The 18,052-nt window shown below is 31.9% G+C and carries 17 protein-coding genes; 5 read left to right on the forward strand and 12 right to left on the reverse strand.

The annotated features are described in order from the left end of the window. The first annotated feature begins 7 nt into the window (after positions 1-7). The 4 genes from OEA66_RS08440 to OEA66_RS08455 all read left to right on the forward strand — a co-directional run bounded on the left by OEA66_RS08440 (position 8) and on the right by OEA66_RS08455 (position 4,634). The gene (locus OEA66_RS08440) at positions 8-2,410 is read left to right on the forward strand and encodes an alpha/beta hydrolase family protein (RefSeq protein WP_267280954.1); all 2,403 of its coding nucleotides are present in this window, start codon (positions 8-10) and stop codon (positions 2,408-2,410) included. 340 nt (positions 2,411-2,750) lie between these two features. Next, the gene (locus OEA66_RS08445) at positions 2,751-3,326 is read left to right on the forward strand and encodes a Crp/Fnr family transcriptional regulator (protein WP_267280955.1); all 576 of its coding nucleotides are present in this window, start codon (positions 2,751-2,753) and stop codon (positions 3,324-3,326) included. 51 nt (positions 3,327-3,377) lie between these two features. Beyond that, complete coding sequence (locus tag OEA66_RS08450; protein ID WP_267280956.1) at positions 3,378-3,884, forward strand: GNAT family N-acetyltransferase; 507 nt, start codon at positions 3,378-3,380, stop codon at positions 3,882-3,884. Positions 3,885-3,917: 33 nt separating this feature from the next. Continuing rightward, positions 3,918-4,634, forward strand: coding sequence for a hypothetical protein (locus tag OEA66_RS08455; RefSeq protein WP_267280957.1), 717 nt, complete (start codon positions 3,918-3,920; stop codon positions 4,632-4,634). A 109-nt stretch (positions 4,635-4,743) separates the two neighbouring features. On the opposite strand, the gene OEA66_RS08460 is transcribed toward OEA66_RS08455, so the two are convergent. From OEA66_RS08460 to OEA66_RS08510, 11 genes are all read right to left on the reverse strand, one after another. After that, complete coding sequence (locus OEA66_RS08460) at positions 4,744-6,039, reverse strand: Ig-like domain-containing domain (protein ID WP_267280958.1); 1,296 nt, start codon at positions 6,037-6,039, stop codon at positions 4,744-4,746. 142 nt (positions 6,040-6,181) lie between these two features. Continuing rightward, positions 6,182-6,691 (reverse strand): GNAT family N-acetyltransferase, encoded by a 510-nt coding sequence (locus OEA66_RS08465; protein WP_267280959.1) that lies wholly within the window; start codon positions 6,689-6,691, stop codon positions 6,182-6,184. Positions 6,692-6,731: 40 nt separating this feature from the next. After that, a complete protein-coding gene (locus OEA66_RS08470) occupies positions 6,732-7,295 on the reverse strand; it encodes a hypothetical protein (RefSeq protein WP_267280960.1) in 564 nt (187 codons plus the stop codon). A 315-nt stretch (positions 7,296-7,610) separates the two neighbouring features. Beyond that, complete coding sequence (locus OEA66_RS08475) at positions 7,611-9,005, reverse strand: MATE family efflux transporter (RefSeq protein WP_267280961.1); 1,395 nt, start codon at positions 9,003-9,005, stop codon at positions 7,611-7,613. A gap of 70 nt (positions 9,006-9,075) precedes the next feature. Next, positions 9,076-10,260 (reverse strand): sigma-54-dependent transcriptional regulator, encoded by a 1,185-nt coding sequence (locus OEA66_RS08480; protein WP_267280962.1) that lies wholly within the window; start codon positions 10,258-10,260, stop codon positions 9,076-9,078. A 56-nt stretch (positions 10,261-10,316) separates the two neighbouring features. Then, a complete protein-coding gene (locus OEA66_RS08485; protein ID WP_267280963.1) occupies positions 10,317-10,976 on the reverse strand; it encodes a YggS family pyridoxal phosphate-dependent enzyme in 660 nt (219 codons plus the stop codon). A gap of 150 nt (positions 10,977-11,126) precedes the next feature. Further along, positions 11,127-11,990: a polysaccharide deacetylase family protein gene (locus OEA66_RS08490; protein ID WP_267280964.1), complete on the reverse strand. Its 864-nt coding sequence runs from the start codon at positions 11,988-11,990 to the stop codon at positions 11,127-11,129. Between the two features lie 104 nt (positions 11,991-12,094). Continuing rightward, a complete protein-coding gene (locus OEA66_RS08495) occupies positions 12,095-12,835 on the reverse strand; it encodes a DUF72 domain-containing protein (protein WP_267280965.1) in 741 nt (246 codons plus the stop codon). Between the two features lie 95 nt (positions 12,836-12,930). Next, on the reverse strand, positions 12,931-15,663 hold the full coding sequence (locus OEA66_RS08500) for a heavy metal translocating P-type ATPase (RefSeq protein ID WP_267280966.1): 2,733 nt from the start codon (positions 15,661-15,663) through the stop codon (positions 12,931-12,933). 184 nt (positions 15,664-15,847) lie between these two features. After that, complete coding sequence (locus tag OEA66_RS08505; RefSeq protein WP_267280967.1) at positions 15,848-16,408, reverse strand: helix-turn-helix domain-containing protein; 561 nt, start codon at positions 16,406-16,408, stop codon at positions 15,848-15,850. Then, the gene (locus OEA66_RS08510) at positions 16,405-16,806 is read right to left on the reverse strand and encodes an acyl-CoA thioesterase (RefSeq protein ID WP_267280968.1); all 402 of its coding nucleotides are present in this window, start codon (positions 16,804-16,806) and stop codon (positions 16,405-16,407) included. Before OEA66_RS08510 ends, OEA66_RS08505 begins: the two co-directional genes overlap by 4 nt. Positions 16,807-17,062: 256 nt before the next feature. Between OEA66_RS08510 and rbp the strand changes: the two genes are divergently transcribed. Beyond that, complete coding sequence (gene rbp / locus OEA66_RS08515; RefSeq protein ID WP_267266284.1) at positions 17,063-17,443, forward strand: RNA-binding regulator; 381 nt, start codon at positions 17,063-17,065, stop codon at positions 17,441-17,443. Between the two features lie 97 nt (positions 17,444-17,540). On the opposite strand, the gene OEA66_RS08520 is transcribed toward rbp, so the two are convergent. Beyond that, entirely contained in the window at positions 17,541-18,014 is a 474-nt protein-coding gene (locus tag OEA66_RS08520; RefSeq protein WP_267280969.1) for a BlaI/MecI/CopY family transcriptional regulator, read from the reverse strand. Positions 18,015-18,052: the final 38 nt, after the last annotated feature.

Raw genomic sequence — 18,052 nt, forward strand, 5'->3', positions numbered from 1 at the left:
AAAGAAAATGAAGATCAAGTTAACCATCTGCCTTCTTGCGTTTCTCAATTTTTATGAAGCTCAGGAAAATATTACGTATCAAAAACCATCTGCTGAAATTCTTAAACTGGCGGATTACGACCGACCACCAAGTGTTTTGACCAATTCAAAAAAAGATTGGGTAATTTTTACTTACCGTCCGACTTACAAAACTTTGGATGACCTCAATCAACAGGAAATGAAGTTGGGAGGTTTAAGAATCAATCCGGGTACGAATATTTCGAGTACAATTACGTATTCAAATAATCTTAAAGTTCGTAAGATGAATGATAAAACGGAAATTCAGGTTAAAAATTTACCTGTAAACCCTAAAATTACCAATACATCATTTTCACCTGACGAAAAGAAATTAGCTTTTACCAATACAACCGATAAAGGTGTTGAACTTTGGGTAATTGATTTAGAAACTGCAACGGCGAAAAAAATTACTAAAGACAACCTGAATGCCAATTTGGGGAATCCATATACTTGGATGAAAGATTCTCAGAGCTTTTTAATTAAAGTTTTGCCTGAAAATAGAGGACAGCTCATCGATTTTTCTAAAGATTTACCAACCGGACCGATTGTTTCTACGGCAGACGGAAAAGTTTCACAAAACAGAACGTATCAGGATTTGCTTAAAAATCCGCAGGATGAGAAGAATTTTGAAATGCTTACCAACTCAGAATTGTATCATGTAGATTTGAATGGTAATCTTAAAAAATTCAAGGATAAAGATATTTTTGCAGGTTTAAGTTATTCTCCCGATGGAAATTATTTGCTGGCAACGACGATTAAAAAACCGTTTTCTTACATCGTTCCTTTGAGCAGATTTCCTTCGACTGCAAAAGTGTATGATGCAAAAGGAACAGAAGTAAAAGTGGTAAATGAAGTTCCACTTACCGAGATTATGCCAAAAGGTTTTTCATCGGTCAGAATCGGAAAAAGAGATATGACGTGGAGAGCAGATCAACCATCAGCTTTGGTTTTTGCTGAAGCTTTGGATGGAGGAGATCAGTCTAAAACCGTTGATTTCAGAGATGAAATTTTCACATGGAATGCTCCGTTTAATGAACATCCAAAATCTTTCTTTAAAACAAAACAGAGATACGAAGGAACAAGTTGGACGAATAATCACTACGCAATTGTATCTGAAGGTTGGTACGATACCAGAAATACAAAATCTTATCTGGTTGATTTAAATGATGGTAAATCTCAGGTAATTGAAGACAGAAATTATCAAGATGTTTACAATGATCCGGGAAATTTCAACACAACCAAAAATGATTTTGGAAGATATGTTATCGACATGAAAGGTGAAAAATCTTATCTTATCGGAGCCGGATTTACAAAAGAAGGACAACATCCTTTCATTGATGAAATGGATATGAAATCTTTAAAAAAGAAAAGACTCTACACATCAAATCTTAAAGGAGCAAAAGAAGAAATCATTGATATTCTTGACCCTAAAAAAGGAGAGGTGTTAACGATTCAACAGTCGGCAAGTCAGTACCCGAATTATTTTAAGAAAAATATTAAATCTAATAAATCTGAGCCTGTTACGAATTTTGCCAATCCGTTTGAAAGCATCAAAGATGTTTATAAGGAAGTAATTACCTACAAAAGAAATGACGGAGTTACTTTAACCGGAACGCTTTATTTACCTGCAAACTACGACAGAAAAGGGAAAAAAGAAAAGCTGCCGTTGTTGATTTGGGCATATCCTACAGAATATAAAGACAAAAATACAGCAGGGCAAAACACTCAAAATCCGAACGATTTTACGTTCCCATATTATGGTTCATTTGTGTATTGGACTGCGAAAGGTTATGCCGTATTGGATGATGCAGCATTCCCAATTATTGGAGAAGGAAAGACTGAACCAAATGATACTTTCATTTCGCAATTAGTTGCCAACGGAAAAGCTGCTATTGACGCTGTAGACCAATTGGGATATATCGACAGAGCAAAAGTTGCAGTCGGAGGACATTCTTATGGTGCATTTATGACAGCAAACCTTTTGACGCATTCCAAAGATTATGCATGCGGAATTGCAAGAAGCGGAGCGTACAACAGAACCTTGACACCATTTGGTTTCCAAAGCGAACAGAGAAATTACTGGGATGTTCCGGAAATTTACAATACAATGTCTCCGTTTATGAATGCCGATAAAATGAAAACGCCGATGTTGCTGGTTCATGGTGATGCAGACAATAATCCGGGAACATTTACTTTACAGACCGAAAGATACTTCCAAGCTTTGAAAAACCTTGGTGCTCCGGTGAGAATGGTGCTTCTTCCGAAGGAATCTCACGGTTATGCCGCAAAAGAAAATATTCTTCATTTGCTTTGGGAACAAGATCAGTTTTTAGAGAAATGTCTTAAGAAATAATTAAATAAAAAACTCGTTCTGTGGAGCGAGTTTTTTTATGATTTACCCTTTGTACATTTTAAAGTACTTTCGTCAATTCGAGTAGATTTTTGAAAAAAAATCGTATCGAGAAGCTTGTAATATTGAAGATAAATCTAATCTCGATACATTTTTTCTCCACTTTGTTACGAAAAAAACACTCGAATTGACGAATTCAATATTAAAATTTTTCAAAATGCATAACGGGTTAATTAATTTTAAATAATTCATGTTAAGTTCATTTTAGTTTTTGTAATTTTCTGCTGATAAAATGAGTATAAACAATAGATTCCGAAAGGATATCTATCAGAAATAAAAATTTATGTTAAGAACGAATCAATCTTTTTTAAATTATTTAGAAATCCTTTATAGTAATCAGGAACATAAGGAAAACATTATTCTAGAATCTTTTGAGAAAGACGAAAAATTATTGACGCAAGGCGAAGTTTCCGACAAAATAATGCTTATTAAAAGCGGAATCACCAAATGCTTTTTTACGGAAGAAAATAAAGAGGAGTACATTGTTGAGTTTTTAGGAAAAGGCGAAATTCTTGGCGAAATAGAAATGATGAAGAATGTTCCGTGTATTTGCAGCATTGAAGCGATTACAGAAGTGACTGTTTTTACCATAACGATTCCATACTTCCAGTCGTTGATTAAAAGTGATCTTAATTTAAATAATTTACTGTTGGATGTTTTTGCCGAACGTATTGTGAACACTTCAAACCGATCTTCTTATCAACAACTTCATGCTACAGAACATACGTTGTCTCAACTTTTAGATTTAAAAGCAAAAGAAATGAAAATTTCAAAAGAAGACATGGCTTCCTATTTGGGAACGACTGTAAAAAGTCTTACCAAAGCCATAAAAGATTATGAAAAGAAAAAGACATTGTAATTAAACTCCCAATTAAATCTTCCAGTATCTTTGTGGAAATTCTGTTACAAAATGGATGAGCTTAAGTTCAGAGATGCAAAATTAGAAGACTTAAAAAGGATTGTTGAAATCTACAATTCAACCATAGAATCAAGAATGGTTACAGCAGATACAGAACCTATTTCTGTGGAAAGCCGACATCAGTGGTTTTATGAACATACTCCTGAAAGAAGACCGCTTTGGGTAATCGAAGATGCTGAAAATAATATGGTAGGTTGGGTAAGTTTCTCGTCATTTTACGGAAGACCGGCTTACAATGGAACCGTAGAAATCAGTATTTATATGGATGAAAATTTCCGAGGAAAAGGCTATGGTAAAACAACTTTGCAATACTGTATCGACAATGCCGGAAAATTTGGAGTGAAAACCTTGTTGGGGTTTATATTTTTACATAATGAACCTAGCATAAAACTCTTTCAGTATTTTGGTTTTGAAGATTGGGGAATTTTACCAAATGTAGCAGTTTTAGATGGAGTAGAGTGTACTTTGAAAATATTGGGGAAAAGAATTTCAGTGTAAAGTTTTTTATTGTTATGTCAAAAAAAGAATCAAATGAAAAAAATAGTACTATTTATTTTTTCTTCATGTTTTAGTTATGCTCAATTATCTCCAGAAGTAAATAACCTCTATCAACAACTTTCTAAAAGTGAGAGTTATGAAGCTAAATATATTGGCTTTGCAGCTGATGAAAGTAATATTTATAATATTGCTCAGAAAATAGGCACATTGGCTTCGGATAATGAATTGGAGTTTATTGCATTCAATGGTAATGTAGTGGCTCAATCTTATGTTGCAAAAATATTATTGCAAAGAAAATCGGACAGAGTTTTAAAAATATTTAATTACTTTTTAAAAAATAATAAACCAATAGAAATTGCTTCAGGATGTACTGGTTATGAATCTTTTTTAGCTGACGAAATATATAGAAGTACTTTTGAAGAAAAAAATGTAATAAGTCAGGCTCAAGGTTTCAAAAAATATAACGACAGTATTTTAAATAGTAAAAGTTTACCACATGGTTTTGATAAATCTATTTTAGAAGACCTTAAAGTAGAAACCAAATGGAATAATTCTGAAATTGATTCTTTGCTTTTAAAAATGGAAAAAGCAATCTTGAATGATCAAAATTCATCACAAAGTTTGGTTGAATTAGTTTGTGAATATAATTTTTATACTGAGCAGAAAAAGGCATATTATCGAAATTTGCTGTATTTTGAAAAGAAGTATAAATCTGACATGATTAAACAGTATCTTGATTATTGCAAATAAAGCTGATCAGAATGAATACTAACTTTAAAGATTTTGTTAAAGATTCAATCCTACTAACTTATTTAGGTCATGATGGAATTTTAATCTAAAAAGAAACTTCAAATCATTATTATAGCGTTGTAAATTCTATTTTATATTCAGCTGCTTCGAATTGATATCCGTCTTCAGATTCTGTATTTCGATTGGTGATATAAAAATCATAGGTTGTATTTGGCTTAAGAGCCACAGTTTCCAAAATAAGTGTGGTTTTATCATTTTCAAAACCAAGTTTTTTCTGAAGTGGAAAATGTTCTTTACCATTTTTTGAAAAATTAAGAGACACATCTTTCATTTTCTTAGAAAAGGTAATCTTAATCTGCTTTGTCGCTGTATCTACATTCTTGCTATCATTATCAAAAGGTTCAATTTTTACAACCTTTGGTATATTCGATTCGTAATTTTTGATAATTTCGTCCTTATTGATTGTGTTGCCAAAGAATTTAGACTTTTCTACAAATTCATCAATAGCTTTTTCATTACCGAAATCCAATTCAATAATATCTTTTACAGCCTGTTTTTTATCGAAATGATTTTGATAATATGATTTTGAAATTTCATAACCCATAAAATAACCCAAATCTGGATTGGCAGATTTTTCGCCATTATAAAGCCATTTATCATTACGGTTAGAATACATTTCAGCTTTAAAATCTTCTTTTACCTTAGACAGATTAGATTTTCCATATTCAATATAAAACGTTTTAATAGGTTCTCCTAAAACTAATTCAGCAATAAAATCACAAGAACCTTCTTTTATCGAATGTCCCAAAAGATTTACATAGCCTTTTTTTTGATTTGTATGAACATATTCATGAATCGTTAGATAAACAACATCTATGTATTTCTTATGTTTAAAAGTATTTTTCAGCCAGTCAGAACTTAGCTCAGAAGTATCTGTATTGGGATTTCCAACCAAAATTTCAGAGCCGATTAATACCATATCAGAATCGGTAGTTCCACCGGATGCTAATCCACCAATGGTAAAATAAATGTTGGCTGGCTTGAGCTCAGGATAAATTTTGTTGAATTTTTTGATATATTTTTCAATCTGCTTTTGCTTAGATTTTATTTCTAAAGTTGAATTTCGTATAGAATTCCAATATCTCGGTAACTTTTCAATATTTTCAACAAAGAGACTGTCGTTGAGGTTTCTCTTTTTCATGAAAGCTTTTAATCCATAAGAAGCTTTATCGATGTACAAGGTATTGATTAATTCATATTTTTTATGGGTATTATCAGTCTTTTTAATTTGGTCGTAAGCTTCCCAATAATGATTGATATCGCTTGTAAAAATGTAATTTTTTTTCTGAGAGTGAAATTTTGAAATGCTTAAAATAAGCAAAGCAGAAATAATTCTTGATTTCATTTAAAATGGCGTAAATAATTTCTGTAAAATTATCTAAACTTCTTCGAAAATCATAGAATATTTCCAATTAATTCCATTAATGTTGATTTTTTAATTTTAAATTTTCCGGCATTCATCGCTTTTTAGATAAAATTATTTAAAATTAAAACTTTGTATTTTTAATTCTATATATCACGCCATCTTTCCCATCAAAGTCAAAATTCTTTTCATAAGAAAGTCCTATTTTTTCTAAAACTTTGATGGAAGCTGTATTTTCTTTCATAGCTCTACCGACAATCGTATTTAAATTTAATTCATTAAAGCCATAATCGATACAGGCTTTTGCGCTTTCTGTAGCAAATCCTAGATTCCAGAAATGTTCAAAAAAACGAAAACCAATGTCTGTTTCATTTAGGTTTTCGTCATACTTTAATCCGCACCAACCGAGAAATTGATTTGTTGATTTATCAATAACTGCCCATCTTCCATAGCCGTTTCTTTGATAATCGGAATAATTCTTCAGGAAATCTTTAGCTTCATCAATATCTTTAAATGCAGAATTTCCAGTGTATTTTATAACGTTTGGATTTAGATTTAATTCATAAAAAATTTTAGCATCGCTGATATCAAATTCTCTGAGCAAAAGACGATCTGTTTCTAGTATTGTTTTCATCGATTAAAATGTAGTATTCTAGGAATAAAAGATTTTAAAATCATTTTATTGTATTAAAATGTCCAGTTTCTTCAGTCTGGATCAATTTTATTTGCTTAAACTTTTTATTAATTTCATTAGCAAAACATTTCTTTATATCAGCATTTAATTCATTTTTGACTTGAGAAAAATCAAGATATATGATTTTTGAATTTGGCAAATCATTGATTTTATTTTCTAATTTACCACAACTTAAATAAGAAAATGATAAATCATAAAATTTTACAAAAAGAGGATCATAATTAATGACTTCAAGAACATTTTCATCATCAACATAAAACCTGCTTTCAAAAATATATTTATCAACAATAGAATTTGGTCTATATAGTAATTTAAGATAATCAAGTAACTCGACTATTATACTTCCCTCTAGTGAAGTTTTGTCTGGACTCCAAATTTTTACAGGTTTCCCGTCATACAAATCAACAGAAAATGTAATACCATCGTAACCTAATTTTTCCTCATCGATTTTCTTTGAAAGCTCAGCTAATTTCTTAAATTTTTCTACTAAACTATTTTTAACTTCATTATCTAATATGACTTCAAAGCTTGAATTAGAGAGCAATTGGTTATTATTAGATAAATTATCATCATTGTAGTATGATTCAGGAAAATCTGTTTTTTTTTGGTTTCAGAGAATTTAAAATATAATAATTATTCTTAGTAGTAAATCTTAAAATATCACCTTCAAGTAATTCCAATGTGAAACCATCATGAAAAGAAGGTGATGAGTGAAAAATAAACCTGTCAGTTCTCTGTGTGAAAAACTTCGAAAAACAAACCAATAATGTAAGCACTAAAAACTTCTTTATCATCTTAAATATTTTTCTAAAGTTATTTATTTTTTTAATAAAAAAGCGATCCAAAGACCGCTTTCAATTTATATTTTATTTCCTTTAATCCGTCTTGCAGACATATTCAGGAATCGTTTGACCAACATACATGCGGAAATTGTTAATCCCAATCCGAGCGCAATCCACATTCCGAAAGCACCCATTTTTAAGGTCACACAAAGGAAATATCCTAAGGGAATGGTAATCAACCAATACGCAATAAATGTAATTATTGACGGGATTCTCACGTCCTGCAAACCTCGCAACATTCCTAAAGCCGTTACCTGAATTCCATCCGAAAGCTGAAATAAAGCAGCAATAATCATTAGTTTTGATGCTAACATAATTACTTCAATTTCGTTAGCTTTTGTAAAGAATGTAGGCAGAATATCTCTTGCTAAAACGAAAATGATTCCACAAATACACATGAAAAGAAAAGCAATTTTAAGGTTGTTGATTCCTATTTTTCTTAATTCAATAAAATTTTGTTCACCCAGCTTTCTGCCAATCATCACTGTTGAAGCTACACTGAAACCAATACATAAGTTAAAGGTAAATGAAGCTACACTTAAGGCAATTTGATGAGATGCAATTTGGTGGGCTGCAAATTGTTGTGCCATTGCATCATCTCCAAAGGTTATACCGCAGATAAATGCTGCTCCGGCAAAAGCGGTAACTTCGAAAAACATTTGTAAAGCTGTAGGGAAACCTAATCGAACCATTTTTTCAAACATTTTCTTTGAGAAAACCTGCATTTTCAATGAAAATTCTTTGATGTATTGTTTGGTTTTTGGTTCCTTCATCAGTACAAAATAAAGGAAAACTACCATGGAAATTCTGGCAATTAAACTTGCTAAAGCAGAACCTTTTACTCCCATTTCAGGGAAAATCCAGAGTCCTTTGATTAAAACGTAATTCAAAACAATGTTAATCACGTTTGCAATAATAGTCGCTTTTGTAACTCCAATTGTGTAAGAAAGTCCTTCAGAAACTTCTCTCAAAGTCTGAAACGCCATAAACGGAATAATGCTGATTGCCATAATCCAAAGAAAATCTACAGTATCAGGAATAATTTTCGCCGGTTGTCCCGAATGATAGAGTAGTGGTAATCCTGCGAACAATAGCAACATTAGGATGATTCCGACGGTCATATTAATTACAAATCCATGACTGAAAACCGAATTAATAGTTTTATGGTCATTCTGAGAATGCGCCTCCGAAACCAATGGCGGAATGGCAAATGAAAATCCCAATGCCAAGACAAACATTGAGAAGAATACGGCATTTCCTAAAGAAACGGATGCCAAAGCATCTGCGCCCAACAATTGCCCTACAATGATGTTATCGAAAAGATTTACAGAAGCCTGCCCAACCTGCGTAAGCATTACCGGAAGAGCCAATGTTAACGCTTCTTTCGTGTAATTTTTATTTAAAAAGCTCATAATAGTTCAAAAAAAAATCTGCAGCATAAATACTGCAAATTTTTTAAATATATTTTAATTTAGAATTAAATTATTTTCTCACAAAACTTGCAACGTCTTCTTCAGAAACTGAGTTTCCTCCAAGAATAATAAGTCTTTCCACAACATTTCTCAGCTCTCTGATATTTCCAGTCCACGAAAGTGCTTTTAAGGCATCAATCGCTTTATCGTCGAATTTTTTAACGGCATTACCTTGTTCATCAGCAATTATTCCCGAAAAATGACTCACCAAAAGACAGATATCTTCTTTTCTGTCATCCAATGGCGGAACGTAGATTTCAATTACAGAAAGTCTGTGGTATAGATCTTCTCTGAATCTTCCTGCTTCAATTTCTACCTGCATATTTTTATTGGTTGCAGCCAAAACTCTTACGTCAACTTTGATTTCTTTATCGCTTCCTACAGGAGAAACTTTGCTTTCCTGCAATGCTCTCAACACTTTTGCCTGAGCAATAAGACTCATATCTCCAATTTCGTCTAAGAAAATTGTTCCTCCGTTTGCCTGCTCAAATTTTCCTTGTTTGTCCTTAATTGCTCCTGTAAAAGAACCTTTTACATGTCCGAAAAGTTCAGATTCAATCAATTCAGAAGGAATTGCAGCACAGTTTACTTCAACCATTGGTCCTCTCGATCTTTCACTTAAATTGTGAATAGAATGAGCAACCAGTTCTTTACCCGCACCATTGGGTCCTGTAATCAAAACTCTGGCATCAGAAGCTGCTACTTTTTCAATCATATCCTGAATTTTCTTCAACGCAGCAGATTCACCAATCATTTGATATTTCTTGTTGACTTTCTTTTTCAGGGTTTTATTTTCAGTCTGAAGATTTTTGTTTTCTTTCTTTAAGGTTTCCTTTACCAAAGCATTTTTTACACTTGTAATCAATCGGTTAATATCAATTGGCTTGGAAATAAAATCGTATGCACCGTCCTTCAAGCAAGAAACTGCAGAATCGATGTCGGCATGACCGGAAATCATAATGAATGTAGATTCCGGTTTAAGAGCTAAACTTTGCTTTAAAAGCTCAGTTCCTGAAAGTTTTGGCATTTTGATATCTGAGATAATCAATGCGAAATCTTCTTTCTCTATATGTTTATAGCCTTCTAAGCCGTCGTCGGCAATGACAAATTCATAGTCAGTTAATTCATCCGAAAGGATACTGTGGAGTACTCCGGAGATTGCTTTTTCGTCTTCTACAATAAGGATTTTTTGCATAGTCGCAAATTTAGGTATTTTTTGCTTGAGTATTAGCAAAAATCATTCCCAAAAGTCTATATTGAGTAATCTCTTCGTCCAAAAATTGCAGAACCTACACGTACAGAATTGGCGCCACTCTCAATCGCAATAGGAAAGTCATCGCTCATTCCCATTGATAAGGTTTCTAATTTTCGAATTTGATTTAATTCATCGAAAAGATTTTTTAATATTGAAAACTCTTTTCTGATTTGAGTTTCATCTTCTGTAAACGTTGCCATTCCCATTAAACCGGTAATCTCAACATTGGGAAAATCTCCGTTAATGAATTTTTGAAATAAATCTTTTGTTTCAGAAATTTCCAATCCGAATTTACTTTCTTCTTCAGCAATTTTCACCTGTAACAAAACTTTAATTGCACGTTTGTTTTTTGCAGCCTCTTTATTGATTTCATTTAAAAGTTTCTCAGAATCTACACTTTGAATGGTATCAATAAATTCTGCAATATATTTTACTTTATTGGTTTGAAGATGACCAATTAAATGCCACTGAATATCTTTCGGTAACAAAGGATGTTTTTCGGTCAGTTCCTGTACTTTATTTTCACCAAAAACTCTTTGTCCGAGATTATAAACTTCCTGAATTGCAGAAACAGGATGTGTTTTTGAAACCGCAACTAATTCAACATTTTCTGGAAGTTGACTTTTTATATTATTATAATTTTCCTGAATGCTCATAAATGCAAATTTCCGAATTTTAAAAGAAAAATGAATGATTTATTATTTAAAATAGATCCCACAAATCGCATAGGTTTTCGCAGATGTTTATGTTTTTAAAAATATTCTTAATCATCCGTGCAAATCTGTGCAATCTGGGGGATTTTAAAATTAATTCAGAACCTCATTGATTTTCGGATAAGCCGATATTTTCCTGAATACAAAACGATTTGATTTTTGTAATTTTTCAATAAATAAATCGAGCTCATTAATAGAGTCTGCATCGGTAAGATATTGATCGTGGGTAAGAAAAACCAAATGTCTTGACGTTTTTTCTAAATCATTGAAGAAAATACTGTCAACTTTTTTCAGCATTTCCTGATGATTCCCTTTAAGCTGCATTTTGTTATTGGGTTTCCATTCAAGATCCCAACCGATTATTTTGTAACCAGCTGTTTTTAGTCTATCGGCTGCTTCGGATGAACTTTTAATATCAGTAACATTGATATTATTAAGTCTCCAAATATTTCTTCCAGGTGTTCTTGCTATTTTTCCGGGAAGTTTTAAGCTGTCTTTTGCAACATCAAAATCTTTTAAAACAGCTTCAGGATTTTTATAGAAATCTGAATATTTGTTGTGGGCATGAGCGTAACTGTGATTGGCAATTTCAAGCAATCCATCGGTTCTCATTTTTTCGAAATCTTCTTTTTGTTTTTTACTGTCTGAAGCGTGTTTTCCTACAAGAAATGCAGTTGCAGTGATATTTCTCTTGTGTAAAATTTTCAAAAGATTTTCGGTTCCACGATTGGGACCGTCATCAAAAGTAAGATATATAACCCTCTTATCGGTTGGTACATTTTCATCATCTATTCTGGGGACTTTTGCGGTGGGAGGCAGATTCGAAAGAATTTTTTCAGTTTCTTTAACTTCGATTTTTTGGTTGCATCCTGTAAATAGGGTTGATGTCACAGTTACCACTGTAATCATCCTTAGAAAAGTCTTGCACACAGACTTTTCCGCAAAAGTTTTTTTCATAAAGATTAATGGAAATTAAGTTGTTAAAAATTGTTAAATTTTACAAAATTTAGTTAACAAATATAATACCATTTTTTCTAATAATTTCACGTTTTAATGAAATTTTAGTTAAAATTATTTTGAAGATATTTTTTCAGTTGAATTGCATTTTTTATGGCAGCGGTTCCCCAAGTATTATTAAAGAAAATAAAACCTTTTCTTCCTGATTTTAATATGTTTTCAGCTAAAACATTGAGTTCAGATTCAGAATATTCCGATTTATAAAGCACAGGTTTTCCATGAAGACGATAATAAAATAATTCTGGATGATTAACAATAAAATCATCCGGAAGATTTCCAGGAAAACTTACACCCGAGAAAATAATATTTTTTGTTTTTAAAGCTGAATAAGTTTCATCGTTCCACCAAGAATTGTGACGAAATTCAATCACATTTAAATACCCAAAATCTAAATTTTTTAAGATTAAGTCTAAATTTTCATTTGTATTTTTAAATGAGGGCGGAAATTGATATAAAAATCCTGAAAGTTTTTCTTTTAAGTTATTTTGAATATGCTCACAAAACCCCTGAATCTCTTCTTTACAATCTTTCAAACGTTTTTCATGCGAAATTGTTTTTGGAATTTTTATAAAAAATCGAAAATCGTCCGGAGTTTCATTAAACCATTTCAACAAAGTTTTTGCAGTCGGTTTTCTATAGAAAGTAGAATTAATTTCAACAGCAATAAATTCTTTAGAGTACAGAGTCAGAAAGTCTTTACTTTTGGCATCTTCGGGATATAATGAACCTTTCCAATCATTATTGTAAAAGCCTGAGCAACCGATGTAAATATTTTCTTTTTCCATATTTTATTTGTCTCTCACAGATTTTATAGATGGCGCAGATTTTTTATAAAGATTATTAAGATCTGCTAAATCAACTTAATCTGCGAGATGTTTAATTATTTGATATCCAAATCAACAGAATTCAATCTCAGTGAATTTAAAATCACAGATAGTGAACTACAACTCATTGCTGCTGCTGCAATCATTGGTGACAATAGAATTCCAAAAAACGGATACAACAATCCTGCCGCAATCGGAATTCCTAAAACATTATAAATAAAGGCGAAAAATAGATTTTCTTTGATATTTCTCAATAGCTTTTCGCTCAAAATTTTGGCTTTCGCAATTCCTAAAATATCGCCTTTCAACAAAGTAATTTCTGCGGTTTCAATTGCAACATCAGTTCCTGTTCCCATTGCAATTCCAATGTTTGCCTGTGCAAGAGCAGGAGAGTCGTTGATTCCGTCGCCGGTCATTGCTACAATCTTTCCTTGTTGTTGAAGCTTTTTTACTTCATTTAATTTATCTTCCGGAAGACAATTGGCTTTAAAATGTTTAATTCCCAATTCATCTGCAACTGCTTTTGCGGTATTTTCGTTGTCTCCGGTCATCATGATAACATCAATTCCATCATTTAACAAATACTGAACGGCTTTTTTTGAACTTTCTTTGATTTTATCAGTAAAACTAATAAATCCTAAAACTTCATTTTCCTGAGCGATGTATGAAATCGTGTGAGCTTTTGACTGAATTTCCGTAGCTTTTAATTTTAATTCTTCTGGAATTTGAATTTTATTTGAAACTAAAAGATTTTCATTTCCTAAGTAAACCATTTTTTCATTGATCATTCCTTTAGCTCCTTTTCCGGAAATATTTTCAAATTTTTCAACTTTTTCAGCAGAAATATTTTTGTCTTTTGCTTTTTTAATGACAGCATTCGATAAAGGATGTTCTGAATTTTGATTTAACGAATACGCTAATTTTAAAATTAAATCTTGATTGAAATTATGAGTTGTTTCAATATGTTCCAAAGACGGTTTTCCTTCAGTTAAAGTTCCTGTTTTATCGGTGATTAGAACGTTTACTTTATTCATTAATTCAAGAGATTCGGCGTTTTTGATAAGAATTCCGTTTTTAGCTCCTTTTCCAATTCCGACCATCAAAGACATCGGTGTTGCCAAACCTAAAGCACACGGACAAGCCACGATTAAAACCGCAACAGCATTAACGAAAGCAAATAATGTCTTCTGATTTTCAGGACCGAAAATCTGCCATAAAATAAATGTAAGAACTGCAATAAAAATTACAGCCGGAACAAAAATTTTTGCCACTTTATCAGTCAGTTTCTGGATAGGAGCACGGCTTCTGCTTGCATCATTCACCATTTTTATAATCTTGGAAAGCAGAGTTTCATCACCCACTTTTTCAGCTTTCATTATGAAAACCTGATTTCCGTTGATGGTTCCTGAAGTTACTTGATCGTCAATGTTTTTCTCAACAGGAATAGGTTCTCCAGTAATCATACTTTCGTCAACGACGGAACTTCCTTCAATAACCTTTCCGTCAACAGGAATTTTTTCGCCAGGTTTTACTTTCAATAAATCACCAATCTTTACTTCGGAAAGCGGAACTTTTTTCTCTTCATTATTAATAATTAAATTGGCTTCATCGGGAGAAAGATTCATGAGTTCTTTGATGGCATTTCCTGTTTTTTTATGAGCTAAAGCTTCCATTAACTGTCCAAGAATTACCAAAGTCATAATGACGCAAACCGCTTCAAAATAAAGTGGAATTTCATGATTGTGTCCTCGAATTTCATGAGGAAGCAAATCGGGAAAAGCTAATGCAACAACACTAAAAATAAATGCAGCACCAACTCCCAAAGCAATTAAGCTGAACATATTTAAATTCCATGTTTTAAAAGAAATAAAACCTCTTTTCATTAAAAACCATCCGGAATAAAACAAAACTGGGAGCGTGAGAATCAATTCAAAAATCCCTTGAATTTGATGGGAAAAAGGAAAATCAATGAACATTCCACCCATTGAAAGGATAAAAACAGGAATTGTAAATGCTAAAGAAATGATGAATTTTCTTTTTAAAATTTTGTATGTATCATCTGTTTCTTCTTCACCTTTTTCAGGATATTTTACCAGATCCATTCCGCAAACTGGACAACCAACATTACTGTCATAAGTTTTGTCTCCTTCACAAAACATTGGACAATAATATTTTCCAGCCATATCGTCGGTAACTTTTGGCACTTCATGTTGAGGATTGTGATGATGGGAATGAGATGAAGAGTTTTTAACCAAATCTTCCGTAATTTCTTCTAAATGCATGTGACAAACCGGACAATCGATTTTTTCATCATATATTTTTTCATCTTCGCAAAACATCGGACAGTAATATTTTCCGATATTATCTTTGAAGTTTTCAGGAAGATTGGAAGAGGAATAAGTGGGTTTATAATTCGGATCTTTTGCCAGTTTTTCTTCAATCGGAACTAAGAACATATTACAAGTCGGGCATCTTTTTCCTTGTTGGAAATATACTTTATCGTCTTCGCATTCCATCGGGCAATAATAAACCGAGGACGGAGAAATACGATCTTGTGGTTTAACAAAAGTATTATCTGGTTTTTTTGAATCTTCAAGCTTGTAATTTCCAACCTCAGAAAGTGATTGATTGAGTTCTATTAAATTAATTTCTTTATCTGATTGAATTTCAACGGTACTGTTTTCAAGATTAACATCAGCTGAAACTCCGTCTAAACTGTTGAGTTTTTCTGAAATCTTTTTCTGACAACCCGAACAGGTCATTCCTAAAACTTTATATTGTCGGTGCATTATTCTAAATTTATAGTACAAATTTCCGAAAAGGATTTTGTAAGCTGTTATAAATTTAGGGATAATGTTTACAATATCTTGGTAGCTGTTGTGTTGTAGAGTTTGGTAGTTTTAGAATAAAAGTGATTTTTTTCCTGATTTGATTATCAAATTTATTTTAAATTCGAATTAAACTCTAAATCTCTCAAACTTGATCAAGAGGTTTTCTGTTGTGAACTTTCAGCTTCTTAAATTCGGTAGGAGTAAAGCCCGTAATGCTTCTGAATTGTGAAGATAAATATTGAACACTTTTGTAGCCTAATTTTCCGGCAATTTCCGTCAGATTAAATTCGTTATAAAGCAATAATTCTTTTACCTTTTCAATTTTTTGAAGAATGAAAAACTGTTCAACGGTGATATTTTCGTTTTGTGAAAATGTTTTAGACAGTGAACTGTAATCTTTGTTTAACTCAGAACTTAAGAATTTAGACAGCAAAAAATTCTCATCAACATCCAATTTTCCGATCTTGATGATGATTAAATTTTTAATTTTATCAACGAGCTGTTGCGAAATATCTTTAATTCTTTCAAAACCAGTTTCTAATAAACGATTTTCTAGCGAATCTATATCTTTTTCAGAAATTTCAGAATCGGTTTCTACTTCACCTAAACTGATGTTGGTGATTTTTATATCAAATTCATCAAAAATATTGGAAACTGCAGAAATACACCTTCCACAGACCATATTTTTTATGAAGATTTTCATAATTCTTCTTTAGACTTTATTCTGTCTTTTACAAATTCAACCTGAGTTTTCCCATGTGGAGCAGGGTTTCCGTCTTCGTCAAGGTTGACCATAACGATTCTATCAACAGTAATAATGGTTTGATGCGTCATTTTATTTCGAACCTGACAAGCAAGTGTAAGAGAAGTTGAACCGAATTTTGTGACTTCGATTCCGATTTCAATAATATCACCTTGTTTTGCTGAGCTTACAAAGTTGATTTCTGAAATAAATTTGGTAACTATTTTTTTGTTTTCGAGCTGAATAACAGCATATAAGGCAGCTTCTTCATCAATCCATTGCAGTAATCTTCCACCAAAAAGTGACTGGTTAGGATTAAGATCTTCGGGCTTTACCCATTTTCTAGTATGATAATTCATGTTTTAGAATGTTTTCAGTACAAATTTAGGTTTAAAAAAGAATTTTTCAAAAAAATATTTAATCAAAAAATCGTCTGTTTTAGCAGTATCATGAAGAGTTTAGAATAGATTTGAATTAAATGTTTAAAATGTTTTGATTTATTGTTTTTAATTGTATCTTGCACCTGTTTATATTTGGAATCAATATCATGTTCATTTATTATGTTGCTTTTCTTTTATATACCAAGACTTATATTAATTTTTAATTTTTTTTAAAATGAACATTTTTGTTTCAAACATCAATTACGCAACTAAAGAATACGAGTTGCACGACTTATTTGCAGAATTTGGCGATGTATCATCTGCTAAAATCGTAACAGACAGAGAAACTGGTCGTTCTAGAGGTTTCGGTTTCATCGAAATGGGTGATGAAGAAGGAGCTCAAGCTATTGAGGCTCTTAACCAAAAAGAACTTAACGGTAAAATTCTTAACGTGTCTGAGGCTAAGCCAAGAGAAGAAAAACCAAGAAGAAGCTTTGATAATAACAGAAGCGGTGGTGGAAGTTATGGTAACAACCGTGGAGGAGGTAACTCTGGTGGTGGTTACGGAAACAACAACAACCGTGGAGGTAACGGAGGCGGCGGAAGTCGTTGGTAAAAAATTGAAGCGGCTTTTTAGCCGCTTTTTTTTGTCTTTATTTTTAAAATTGATTAGTAGTGTACATATTTTTTCTGATAACTAAAACACTCATCAACTAGTCATCATTCTTTTTCTTCTTCTTTTTCTTATCTTTTCCTTTTTTGTCTTTTTTAGGATTCAAAATTTCTTCAGCGTATTCCAGTTTAGGTTCTTTAGTTTTCACAGGTTTCATTTCAATTTTTAAATCAAAATAAGACTGTAAATCTTTTTGTGAAATGAGATTTTCATTAAATAAGAATTCCAAAATTTCTTTTTCTGAATTATTGAAAAATTGATGCGAAAGTTCTTTCAATAAAAACTTTTTATAATCGTCAAAAGGTACAATTACGGAATATTTGAAAATTCGTCCTTCCTTTTCTGTTGACAGATATCCTTTTTCAACCAATATTTTTAAGTACGTTGATACGGTATTTTGATGGGGTTTCGGTTCAGGATGTTGCTCCATCACTTCTTTTAAATAAAAACTTTCTAGTTTCCAAAACAGCTTCATTAGATTTTCTTCGGCAGAGGTAAGATGATTTATTTTCATACTTAAATTTAAATTTAATAAAAATAGAGTAGCGCTAT

This window comes from Chryseobacterium luquanense (genome assembly GCF_026460945.1).
GTDB classification, from domain to species: Bacteria; Bacteroidota; Bacteroidia; order Flavobacteriales; family Weeksellaceae; genus Chryseobacterium; species Chryseobacterium luquanense.